We start from the raw sequence: 11476 nt of genomic DNA, 5'->3' as shown, positions 1-11476 counted from the left end.
GGTCGACGATTGTGCGTCGCGACCGGGGCCTTGCCGCAAGCCCCCCACTGCGCTATAAGTTGAAGAGGGCAAGGAGATCACTCTCCCTGCCCTCATCGTTTTCCACGCCCCTCGCGCCTCCCGCGGCCGGCCCCCGGTCGAGGCACCGACCAGGCTCAGTGGGCTGCGATCTCCTCCCTCGAAGTGACGTCCTGGTCCGTGAGGATGTGGAACTCCCGGTCCTGCTCGGTCAGTACCTTCAGGAAGCCGGGCTCGGCTTCCAGCACGAACCCCCGCAGCTGCGTCCCGGTGCGCAGTTCGATTCGTTCCAGTGGCAGCCATGGGGTGGTGATCGTCGCGGCCCCGATCAGCATGGCCAGACCGATCAGCGCCACGAGGTGCCGGCTGGCCCGCAGGGCGACCTGCTTGCCCCGGCCGCCGGCGCTGAGGCCGTACGGCCGGACCTGACGGGCGCGCTGCTGCTCCTCGTCGCGGTCGTGGCCGTCGTCGCCTACGGGTACGAGAAGCGCGAGGACCAGGACGGCCGCGAGGGACTCGGCCATGACGGTGCCGAGGACCAGGCCGATGGTGTCGTCCAGGTCCAGGGTGTGGAGCACCGCGAAGGCCGTGTGCCAGTTGTAACCGGACACGGCGAACAGCCGTAGGACGAGAAAGGCGAACGCCGCCGCGGTCACGGTGAGCCCGGTGCGATGCCCGCCCTGTTCTGCCTCGTGAGTTGCCATGGGCGCCTGAGTGCCTTCCTGCCCGCATGAAGGGATCTCGCACGGGCGAAGCCGGGGAGATCGCGGGCTCCTCCCTGCCTCCCCGGCGGTTCGCCGGCCGTCACCTGGGAGGGAGGCCAGCTTGCCAGGGTGCGCCCGTCCAGCCTGAGACCGGTCTCAGCCCGGTGTGGCGCGCACGACGACCGGCCGCCGGAAGGAAGGCGCGGGTGGGTCCGTCGCCGTGCGGCCGGCGTCCTAGGAGAGCGACCGTCTCAGCTCCTCCAGGTAGTCGCGCGCCTCGGGGAGTTTGGGGTGGTCGGGGCCGCCGACGCGCAGCAGGGCGGCGACGAGCCGTTCGGCCGCCTCGACGGCCTCGGTGATCCGGCCAGCCCGGTCGAGTCCGTCGATCAGGCGGACAAGAGCGCCCAGGGTCGTGCCGTGGTCGGCGCCGAAGGAGTGCTCGCACGCCGCGAGGGCCGCTTCCAGACAGGGGATGGCCCGGTCGGGATGGCCGCCCTCCAGATGGGCGATGGCGAGGTTGTGGTAGCGGTAGGAGAGGGCCTCGCTGTCCGGGCCGTGGATCTGCTCCAGGCCCGCGATGGCCCGCTCGTAGCAGGCGATGGCCGCGTCGAGGTCCTCTTCGTCGTGGTGGAGGTGGGCGAGGCTGTCGACCCAGATGTAGGTGTCGAGGTGGTGCGGGCCGTAGAAGCGCTCGGTGTCCCCGATGATCTCCTTGCACAGGGCGATGGCCTCGGTCCGCCGGCCCGCCTTGCGGTGGGCGTCGAACAGCTTCACCTTGCGGTTCCGCACCTTCTCGGCACCCGGCGGGTGCAGCCGCTCGCTGACCGCCACCGTCTCCTCCAGCAAGGCGATCGCCCGGTCGGTCATCCCGGCTGCGGCGCAGGCGTCCGACAGCTTCTCGCGGGCGGTCAGCGTGTCCTCGTCGTCCCGTCCCGTGGCGCGCTCCCGTCCCTCCAGAGCCCGTTCGAGATACGGGATGGCCCGCGTGGGCCGACCCGCGGTCAGATGGGCGTGTCCGATGGACCGGCAGGTGCTCAGCGTGTCGCGGTGGTCCGGGCCCAGCGAGGCCTCCCGATAGCCCAGGTTCACCTCCAGGAGGGCGATCGCCCGGTCGGCCATCCGCGTGTCGCCCGGTGGGGCCGCGGCGGACCAGGAGCCCAGCAGCATCGCGTAGTTGTTGCGCACCCGCAGCACGTCCTCGTGTCCCGGGCCCAGCTCACGCTCCATCTCCGCGAGTTCGTCGTGCCGCTGCATCATGAAGTCGGGCGTCAGGTGCAACGAGGGAGCGTCGCGGTGGTCGTCCAGACGGAGGTCGAGGGGCTCCGCGGGAGCACCGAGGTCGGCGGGAACACCGGGGTCGTCGGGATTGCCCGGGTCGTCGGGCCCCCCGGGCTCGTCGGGGCGCGGCGGATCGGCAGGGGCGTCCTGGGCGCCCTTATTGCGGAACAACGCGGTCACTCTCCTCGTACCGGTGGCGGGTGGTCATGCGGCGGACGCGAGGTCCCGTACAAGCCGCAGCAGTTCGCCGACCGCTGAGGGGGTCGCGCCGCCGCCGTCGAGGAAGGCGGCGAGTGCCGCCCGGTCGGCCGGGGTCAGCGAGGCGACCAGCCGACCGGCGAAAGAGAGCGGGAGGCCGAGGTCGTGCACCTCGGCGCCGTGGACCACGTACCGTCCTCCCGGTGATGCGGTGACCGTCCGCGGCCTGCGCCCGGAAGGCCCTGCGAGCGGACGCGGGGGCGGCACCGGGACGAGGTCCACGGCGTCGAAGGTGTGCATGGTCTCCTCCCCCGCCGCCCGGCCGCCGAGCACCCGCCACCCCGGCACCGCGAACAGGTGGTCCATGCGAGGGGCGTCGGACACGGCGGTCAGCAGCATCCGGTCGGCCTCCTGTTCGAAGAGGTGGACGCCCCCGGTCGACGCGGAGGTGACCACCTCGTCCGGCGAGAGGAACACCGCGGCATCCACCGGGCCGTGTCCCTCGGGCAGCCGCCACCCGCCGCGGGCGGACACCGGCCGGAGGCCGGCGTCGGTCAGGACCACGCGGTCGCCGCCCGCCAGCAGGACCCGCTGTCCGGTGGGGTCGACGGCGTAGGCGGTACAGCCCTGGACCAGCCCCAGGTCGGCCAGCCGGACCTCGCGCAACGGCCGGTCCCCCTCCGCGAGCAGGGCGACGGACACACCCCGCGGCAGGACGACGAACCCGGCGGCCGTGGCGAACATCCGGGGCTCCATGAGGGTGGGGTCGCTCGCCAGGACCTCCGTCCGTCCGCCAGGCCGGTACAGGACGAGCTCGGCCTGGGCCCAGAGAGTGCCCGTACGCAGGGCGAGGACGGCATCGGGCCCGAGGCAGGCCACCGGATCGGTCCCCGTCCTGACGTGGTCGGCCGACCAGAGGAGCGAGCGGCCGGCGAGGTCGTACACGTCGATGCGGGTGGCGTGCGGGCCGCGGCCGCGCCGCTTCCTCGTACGGTACGTCTCCCACGCCATCACCGGCTGCCGCCTCGGCGCGAACGAGACTCGCTCCGGTGCGCCGAGACCGCCGGTGCGGGGCAGCCGCCACACGGCCCGCGCGGCCGCGGCCCGGGCGGCACGGGCGACGGCGTGCGGCCGCCGGCTCCGGGCGGCGAGCCGCAGCGCGGCCGGTCGGCCGGACCCGTCCTCGGGAGGGGCCCAGTGGTCAGGGCCGTACCGGTGGGCGACACGGACCGCGTCGGGGGCGGGGACCGCGCGCAGGAGGTGCCACAGGCCCGCGGAGTCGGCGACCCGTACCAGCCGCTCGGCCTCCGCGTCGATCTCGGCGGGGGTGCCCCAGGGCAGCCGGTCGGCACCGCGCCGCCCGCGCAGGTAGTACCGGGCCTTGTGGACGGCGGTGAACGCGGCCTCGGCGGCATCGCCCGGCTCCGGCCCGATGACGGCCAGACGCTCCCGCTGGAGTGCGAGGACCTCCTCGACGAGCGGGACCGCCTCGGTGTGCCGGTCCAGCGCGATGAGCCGGTCCGCGGCCTCGTCGATCCGGCCGGGGAGGGCATCCCGGTCGCCTGGGCTGACCTCGGCGAGCTGGCGGTAGAGGTGCAGCGCCTCCAGCAGCGCGCCGACGGCTTCGGCGCGGCGGCCGGCCTCCCACAGGTAACGGCTCTGCATGGAGAGGGAATGGGCCAGATCGCGCCCGTGGAGGGCGGGGCTGAGCTCGGCCATCTGACGGGCGTTCGCCACCACGACCGCGGCGCCTTCGAGCGCCTCCTGCGGGCGGCCCTCGGTCGTCAGCAGGGCTCCCCTGATCGTCTGCACGAGGCCCACGTCGGAGGACATGGACCACCAGAGGAAGGGGTCGTGGTCCAGCAGGTCGGCAAAGGCCCGATGTGCTTCCGCGAGGGCGGTGTGCGCCCGCGGCAGGTCCCCGGTCTCCCAGTGCGCGACGGCCAACCGGGTGTAGGCGATGCCGAGGGAGCCCAGGACGGCGCCCGGCCGCCTCAGTCGCTCCTCCCCGCCCTCGCCGCCTTCGCTCCCCTCTTCCTCCGGCTCGCCCTGCTCGCCTTGCACCCTCGCTCCGGCTCTTCTTCCCGCCTCCGCCCGCAGCAGCGTGACCGCTTCCTCGAGGAGGGCGGCCCGCCGTGCTCCCGGGATCTCGTGCGGGAACAGACCCCCCAGGTTGAGAAGGGCGTCCGCGTAGTCGGGCAGGTGCGCCGGGTCCCGCTCGGCGGCCTCCCGGGCCAGGCGTACGGCCTCCTCCATGTGCGAGAGGGCCTCGGCTCGGCGGTCGGCCTTGAGGTGGGAGGAGGACAGCTCGGCGTGGAGGCGGGAGCGCTCCGCCGGGTCCTGGGCCCGCTGGAGCCTACGGGTGGTGAGCCGGGCGGCGAGTTCCCCGGCCCCGGCGCCCATGCGTACGTCTCGCCGGGGCACCAGGGGAACGACGGCCTCCAGGACGTCGGGATCCACGAAGTCGAGGGCGGCTATCGCGGCCAGCACGGCGTCGCCACCCCGGACGGCGAGGGCCGGGTCGCGGCGCAACAGCGGGAAGAGGACATCGGGGCCGATGTGCGGCCAGCGCTCGGCGGCGGCGAGGAGGAAGGTGAGGGCGCGGGGGGTCCAGGCGGGCGCGTTCCCGGTCTCGCGCCGCAGGATGCGGGCGACTGCAGTCACGGACCACAGGTCGGTGGGATGACCGCTGACCGGGCTGCCCGGGAGGGTCAGGGCCAGGTAGTCCTCGGCGAGCCGGTCGGGCAGCATCGGTTGGAGCACCTGGGCGGCCGCCGGGTCGGTGGGCGGGTAGTGCTCGGCGTGGGCGCTCAGCAGGGCGTCCACGGGGGTGCGCAGGAGCAGCCGGTCCAGGAGGGGGCGGGCGTCGGCGCGGCGCATCGGGCCGGTGAGGACGGCGGTGAAGACGGTCCGCGCGAGGTCGACGGAGTACCGGTCGTGGCCCCCGGTCAACCGGCGGGCCGACTGTCCGGGGGCGTCGTGCTCGGTGGGCGGGCGGCGCCAGTTGTCGTGTTCTCGGTCAAGGAGGTACGCGGTCATGCCGGTGAGGTCGGACGGCGGTTGCCGCCCGGCGGCGCGGGCGTCGACGGCGACCAGGGCCGCCATGTGGACGGCGAGGGTGAGCCCGAAGTCGGGACGCGCGAGGTCCTCGTACGGCGGACGCGGCATGGTCAGAGCGGTGGGGTCCGGGTAGTGGGCGGCGAAGCTGCGGCCGGCGGCCTCGAACATGCGGAGGCGTTCGCCGCCCTGCCGGCCGGAGAGCGGGCCCAGGTGCTGGTCGGACAGGTCGGTGGCGCGCCGCTGGCGCGTCAGCTGGGCCCGGAGGGCGGGCCAGGGCCGCACGGATCGGGCGATGAGGAGGACCCGGGCGGAGAGTGCGCCGAGGAGCAGGCTGTTGTGGAAGAGCCACCGCAGATGGGCGTCGGGCCAGCGGTCGGCGTAGTCGACGAGCAGCAGTACGCCGGTCCGGTGGTCGGTGCGAAGATCCTGACTGCCCTCGGCGGGCGGATAGGTGTCGGTGCCGTGCACGGCGTCCACGACGAGCCAGCCCGCTTCGGCGCTCTCGGCCGCAAGGCGGGCGGCGAGGCGTGACTTGCCCGCGCCGCCAGGGCCGTGCAGCCAGCGCACAGCCGACCGTTCGGGCCGGTCCCGCCACTGGCGCAGCCCTGCCAGGTCCGCGTCGCGGCCGGTGAACTCCACGATCTCGCTGCGGGCGTCGAGCATGCGGCTGGGCTGGGCGCGCAGCCAGGCCGAGTCCCGCCGCAGGGGGTCGGCGGAGACCTGGGTGTCGCGGGCGTAGAGGAGGTAGACGGGTGTGCCGTCACCGAAGACGTGGATGTCGGCACCGACCGCGCCGTAGGCGAAGCCGGCGACGGCGTGGACTTGCTGATGGACCTCGTCTGGGAGGTCCACGGTCAACGGGCCCCGCCGGTGCCGCCCCGGTCGCCCCGGTCGTCCTGGTCTTCGGGTGGTGGCACGTTTTCGCCGCTCGCCTGGTGGTAGTGGAGGCTGCCGCCCTGGACGGCGAAGAGGGTGCCCTGGTCGCGCGCGGTGTTGTGCTGCGTCCAGACCTGGCGCCCGTCGGGCAGCCCGGCGCGCACGCTCTCGACCAGTGCGCGCAGATCGGCCTCGTACTCGGGGTGCTCCTCGAGCAGCAGGATCAGCCGGCGGCGCCACACGGGCAGCAGCTCCGCCCGGATCTCGTCCGCGGCACCGTCCGGCTCCGCGCGGCCGACCAGGGCGGCGTCCTCGTCGAGCTGGGCACCCATCGCGCTGCCCCGCTCCTCGCCGCCCCGCCCGAAGAGCCGTACCGCCCCACCGCGGGCCCCCTGCCACAGGTCGGTGGCCATGGCTCCGATCAGAGCGGTCGCCCCCGCCCCGGCGAGCGCCGTCACCTGCTCGGCCAGCATCCGTCCTCCCGGTTCGGCTCCGCACGCGGAGCCTTTCAGTTCCGAACTTCCCTTGCCCGTAACCAGGTTAGCTCGCGAGGGGGCAGGGGCCGGGCCGACCGAGGCACCTCGACACCCCGGAGGCCGAGGCCGCCCCCAAGGATTCCGGGGGTAGTCGAGGGGTGGTGGCGGCGCCCGATCCTGGGGTGTCAGGAAGGGTGCGCCACCGCGTCCTTCTGCAGCTGAACCGCGGCCAGCAGGCTCAGCTTCGGCTCCGCCTGGCGCAGCGCCTTGACCGCGGCGATGGAGCCGATGTCCCCGGTGAACCCGACCTCGGCGATCCGCCCACGTACCCACTCGGCCCGACGCACGGCGTCCGGAACCGCGGCGGCGGCCGCAGCCAGGGCGAGCGCACGCTCCAGACCCGGTCGCTCGTCGGGGGCTGCTTCGGCCAGCGCGTCCCGCAGAGCGGCCGTGATCGTGTCCGCCTCCCGGACGACGAGAACGGCGTCGGTCTTCTTGTCCCAGCTCAGAAATCCGCTCACAACGATCATGCTCGGGCCCTCGCGCCGCTCCGGGCAAGGGATTTGAGGGTCCGCTGAGGTATCCGGTGCGTCGGTTCGTACGCGATGCGTGCGGGAACACAGGACCCGGATACCTCGTGGACCGGGAGGAGCAGCCGTACCCATGCCCAGGGTTCCGGGCGGGGTCACCATGGGGGCACCTGGACCGAAGAAGCCTCCCCGTGCCCACGTCGGGGCGCGCCTGCCGAGTCCTGCCCTGCGAGACCTGCGCCTGCGGGGCGGAGGCCCGGCCGGGACTAGATACGCGAGTTGCGCAGCGACTGCACCACCGCGCCGGCCAACGCCCTTGTCGCCCGCGGAACCGAAAGCTGCTCGTGCCGGCGGTACAGGGCCCAGTTGTACTGGACGAGCGAGGCCTTGTTGGAGGACAGCGATCCCGCCTGGTGGGCCCGGTACACGGCGAGCGGTTCCGTCAGGCCGCGGGCGTCGGCGCCCTCGCGCATGATCGAGAGCCACAGGGCGTAGTCCTGGCGCTTGCGCATGTCCGGCATGAGCCTCGTGCCCAGGACCTTGCGGTCGTACATCGCGGTGAGGGCGCCGATGTGGTCGCGGACGAGCATCGCCCGGTAGTCCACGTGCTCGCGCGCGCGGATCACGCGTCCGTTCGGCAGCCAGTCGGTGGCCTCGCCGGTGTGGTCGGGGTCCATCTTGTAGTACGAGGTGAACGTCAACGGCGCGGTTCCCTCCGCGGCGAAGGCGAGCTGCTTCTCGGTCTTCTCCGGGAGCCACATGTCGTCGCTGTCGAGGAAGGCGATGTAGTCCCCGCGGGCACGCTCGATCGCCAGGTTGCGGGCCCGGCCTGCACCGCCCTGTTCGGGGGCCGTCTCGGGCAGGACGCGCTCGTCCTGCTGCGCGAACGCGTGGAGCAGCTCCATGGAGCTGTCGGTGGACCGGTCGTCGGTGATCAGCAGCTCCAGGTCGGTGTGGGTCTGCGTGAGCACCGAGCGTACGGCTGAGCTCAGCGTCGCGGCCGAGTTGTACACGGGCATCACGACAGACACCAAGGGCATAGCGGTTCTCCTTGCCGGACCAGGAACGACGGTCCATTCAAGCACCGCGGTCCTGGACCGGCTGAGGGGCACCGCAGCCCAGCCTCGCGGCGCCTGCACCCTGCCGATTCCAGCCGATGTTCCGGCCGAACACATGGGCTGGGGGCGTAGTCCGGTCACTCGCCGACATTCGACCGCTTCGTTCACTGCCTTGCGCATGACGGAGTCGATAGTGTCTGCCTTGTGGCACAGCCCGAGCGCGTGCCCGATTTCGTGCAGCACGATGTGCTTCTGGAAGGCCGCCTCATTCTTGTAGGCGTCGTCCAGCCAGTGTCGGTGATCGCGTGGTTGCGCTGGCTGTCGTACAGCGAGGTCTCGGTCCAGCGGATCCCGCCCTCGTCGACCGCCGAGTTGCCCCGGGTCTCCGACCCTCCCCGGACGCAGGGCGCCGCGGCCGCCCGGGGCACGGCTTAGGGGGCGTTCGCGCTAGCGAGCGCGCGGACGGTCGCCGCGGCCAACACGGCGGCGGCCCGCGACAACGCCCTGTGGCCGGGGGTGCGTTCAGTCCAGGCTCGGATGCAGCTCGGGACGGGACTCCCACCAGGAACGGTAGAAGGTGTTGCGGGGCACGCTGTCGAGATACGCAAGTCCTGCTGCCCGGTACAGCAGCCGGGCCCGGTCTTCGGAGAGCGTGGCTCGGTTCCAGGCGAGGCGGATGCGGCCGGTGAGCGGGTCGCCGGCCAGCGGCCGCAGTACCGTCCCCTCGGCGTGCGGCGAGGTCGGCTGGCACAGGGAGATGGCCCGTCCGGCGGCGATCAGGTCCCAGCGCAGCTTGCGGTCGGCGATCCGGTAGCGCAGCTTCGGCGTGAAGCCGGCTCTGCGGCAGGCGTCGACCATGGCCTCTTGGCTGCCGTCATCCTCCTCCACGATGATCGTCCAGGTCTCCTCCGCCAGGTCGGCCAGGTGGATCTGGTCCCGTCCGGCCAGCGGATGGGTGGCCGCCAGGCGTACGCAGGCCGGCTCCTTGGGGATGAGGGTGCGGGCCGCCACGCCGTCGGGGAGCGGTACCTCGTGGTCGGCGACCTCTCCGTACATGATCGCGTCGTAGTGTCCGGCGCCGAGCATGCGGGTGAGGGTGGTCACCGAGTGCTCGATGTCGACCTCGATTTCGTGGCCGGACAGTTCCTGTTCCAGGTGCCCGAGCAGCTGATCGGTCAGGACGAGCAGGATGGAGCCGAGCCGCAGGGTCGGATGCGGGGCGGCGGCCCGGGCGCCCGCTGCGAGGGCGTCCATCTCGCCGATCACCCGGCGCGCCTTGGACAGCACGAACTGGCCCAGTGGTGTCGGCTCGACACCGTGTTGGCTGCGGACGAACAGCTCTCCGCCCGTGACGCGTTCGATCCGCCGGAGCTGGGCGGACAGGCCCGGCTGGGACACTCCGAGCAGGGCCGCCGCACGCCCCAGACTGCCCGCTTCCGCTATCCGGCAGACAGCTTCGAGATGTCTCAATTCCAACTGCACTTCAGCAGCATATGCAGGGAGGAGGGTGGCCTGGCGATGGGGTCTGTCACTGTTCGGGCACCTCCCCGATCGTCGGCGGTGCTGACAAGGCCGCTGGACGTGTCAGCGGACGATGAGGCAGGGGGCAAGTCCCAGGAGTGCTTCGTGGATGTCGTCGCGTCGTTCCCAGCGGACGCGTAGGCGTCGGAAGCCGTGAAGTCAGGCGATCGTGCGCTCGACGACCCACCGGTGCACTCCGCGACCGGAGCCGTGCGGGACACCGCGTCGGGCGATCACCGGTTTGATGCCTCGGGCCCAGACCAGGCGCCGGTGCTTGTCATGCTCGTAGCCCCGGTCGGCCAGCAGCATGTCTGGCCGTCGCCGTGGCCGGCCGACCAGACCCGCGACGGACGGGAGCTTCGCCAGGGTCTGTTGCGAAAGTGGATCTTGTTCGTTGATGATCACGTCTCGTGGGACGTGGGGATCTGACGAACGGCCAGTGGGCCCGGCTTGCGCCGTTGCTGCCGACGGGTATCAAACCGGGCCGGCCGCAGGTGTGGACGCGGCGGTAGCTGATAGACGGCATACGGTGGCGGACCCGGACCGGTGCTCCGTGGCGGGATGTGCCCGAACGCTACGGGCCGTGGGACCGGGTCTACGACCTGTCCGGCGCTGGCAGCGCAACGGCACCTGGGCCAGGATCCTCACCCAGCTCCAGTCCGAAGCCGACGCGAAGGGCCTGATCACCTGGGCCGGGAACGTCGACTCCACCGTCTGCCGGGCCCATCAGCACGCCGCCGGGGCGGTGAAGAGGGGGATCTTCAGAAGGAGCCGCCGGCGGGGTCTTCGTCGAGCCTGCCGACCACGGACTCGGACGCTCCCGTGGCGGGCTGACCAGCAAGATTCACCTCGCGGTCGAGTCCCGCCGCAACCGGTCCTACCTGCGCAGGCGCGGGGTCAAGGCCACGATCCCGGCCCCGGCGGACCGGGGCCGCAACCGGCTCAAGCTCGGCTCGCACGGCGGGCGGCCGCCGAAGTTCGACAAGGACGACTACAAGCAGCGGCACGCGGTCGAGTGCGGGATCAACCGCCTCAAACGCCACCCGGGCCGTCGCCACCCGATACGACAAACTCACCGTCCGCTACGAAGCAACCGTCCTGGTCGCAGCCATCAACGAATGGCTGTGACCAGTACCGTTCCAACGCCCCTCAGGCGATGTCGAATTCGTTGCCCTCGGGGTCCTGCATGGCGGCGGCGTAGAACCCCGCATCCGGATCGTCCTTGATCCGCAGCACGGTGGCGCCGGCTTTGACCAGCCGCTCCACCGTAGCCTTGACCCGCTGTATGCGGACGTCCAGTGGGACGTCACGGCCCCCACCGACCTTCAGGTCGAAGTGCCACCGGTTCTTGGCGGCCTTCGGCTCCGGAACCTCCTGGAACCACACCCGTGGACCGCGTCCCTCGGGATCGATGATCGACTCCGGAATGTCCCCTGCGCCGGCCGGCAACTCTTCCTCGGGCACCCCCATCGCCGCCCAATAAGCACGCCACGTGGCATGCCCGTCGGGCGCAGGCTCAGGCACATAGCCCAGGGCCTCGGCCCAGAAGGCCACCATCTTCTGCGGATCGGAGCAGTCGATCGTTAGCTGCACTGTCATCTCCATGCGCGAAGCATGCCAGGCAGGTCTGACAGCCGATCCACTTTCACAACAGGCCCTAGCTGTATTGATCACGAGCGTTGTTGACACTGGTCTGGTCTTGAACATGGCGAAGACCTCCGGTGTGGTGGGAGCTGTCTAGGAACTCACCGCACGGA

The 11476-nt window shown here is 72.1% G+C and carries 9 protein-coding genes and 2 pseudogenes; 2 read left to right on the top strand and 9 right to left on the bottom strand.

Features of this window, described 5'->3' with window-relative positions; all coding sequences use genetic code 11:
- Positions 1 to 155 precede the first annotated feature (155 nt).
- The 6 genes from ACZ3ZE_RS35170 to ACZ3ZE_RS35145 all read right to left on the bottom strand — a co-directional run bounded on the left by ACZ3ZE_RS35170 (position 156) and on the right by ACZ3ZE_RS35145 (position 8180).
- A complete protein-coding gene (locus tag ACZ3ZE_RS35170) occupies positions 156 to 722 on the bottom strand; it encodes a hypothetical protein (RefSeq protein ID WP_361176377.1) in 567 nt (188 codons plus the stop codon).
- Between the two features lie 234 nt (positions 723 to 956).
- A complete protein-coding gene (locus ACZ3ZE_RS35165; protein ID WP_442306013.1) occupies positions 957 to 2171 on the bottom strand; it encodes a tetratricopeptide repeat protein in 1215 nt (404 codons plus the stop codon).
- 33 nt (positions 2172 to 2204) lie between these two features.
- The gene (locus tag ACZ3ZE_RS35160) at positions 2205 to 6110 is read right to left on the bottom strand and encodes a hypothetical protein (protein WP_467261887.1); all 3906 of its coding nucleotides are present in this window, start codon (positions 6108 to 6110) and stop codon (positions 2205 to 2207) included.
- Positions 6111 to 6112: 2 nt separating this feature from the next.
- Positions 6113 to 6607 (bottom strand): hypothetical protein, encoded by a 495-nt coding sequence (locus tag ACZ3ZE_RS35155; protein WP_467261885.1) that lies wholly within the window; start codon positions 6605 to 6607, stop codon positions 6113 to 6115.
- 188 nt (positions 6608 to 6795) lie between these two features.
- Positions 6796 to 7140, bottom strand: a complete 345-nt coding sequence (locus ACZ3ZE_RS35150; RefSeq protein WP_442306015.1) for a hypothetical protein — start codon at positions 7138 to 7140, stop codon at positions 6796 to 6798.
- A gap of 266 nt (positions 7141 to 7406) precedes the next feature.
- Positions 7407 to 8180, bottom strand: coding sequence for a glycosyltransferase family 2 protein (locus ACZ3ZE_RS35145; RefSeq protein WP_361176387.1), 774 nt, complete (start codon positions 8178 to 8180; stop codon positions 7407 to 7409).
- A gap of 222 nt (positions 8181 to 8402) precedes the next feature.
- Between ACZ3ZE_RS35145 and ACZ3ZE_RS35140 the strand changes: the two genes are divergently transcribed.
- Positions 8403 to 8633 carry a hypothetical protein gene (locus ACZ3ZE_RS35140; protein WP_361629680.1) on the top strand — a complete coding sequence of 77 codons (231 nt, stop codon included), beginning with the start codon at positions 8403 to 8405 and terminating at the stop codon, positions 8631 to 8633.
- A gap of 87 nt (positions 8634 to 8720) precedes the next feature.
- Here the strand turns inward: ACZ3ZE_RS35140 and ACZ3ZE_RS35135 are convergent, their stop codons facing one another.
- The gene (locus tag ACZ3ZE_RS35135) at positions 8721 to 9680 is read right to left on the bottom strand and encodes a LysR family transcriptional regulator (RefSeq protein ID WP_467261883.1); all 960 of its coding nucleotides are present in this window, start codon (positions 9678 to 9680) and stop codon (positions 8721 to 8723) included.
- Positions 9681 to 9782: 102 nt separating this feature from the next.
- Positions 9783 to 10061, bottom strand: a pseudogene (locus ACZ3ZE_RS35130) (transposase); the annotation flags it as partial.
- Positions 10062 to 10129: 68 nt separating this feature from the next.
- Here ACZ3ZE_RS35130 and ACZ3ZE_RS35125 point away from each other — a divergent pair.
- A pseudogene (locus tag ACZ3ZE_RS35125) lies at positions 10130 to 10847 on the top strand (IS5 family transposase).
- Positions 10848 to 10868: 21 nt separating this feature from the next.
- On the opposite strand, the gene ACZ3ZE_RS35120 reads toward ACZ3ZE_RS35125, so the two are convergent.
- A complete protein-coding gene (locus tag ACZ3ZE_RS35120) occupies positions 10869 to 11324 on the bottom strand; it encodes a VOC family protein (protein WP_361176391.1) in 456 nt (151 codons plus the stop codon).
- Between the last annotated feature and the right edge of the window lie 152 nt (positions 11325 to 11476).

It is taken from the genome of Streptomyces sp. NPDC023157 (assembly GCF_055560575.1).
The sequence above is the reverse complement of the archived record's forward strand: the minus strand, read 5'-3'. Positions and strand labels throughout refer to the sequence as shown.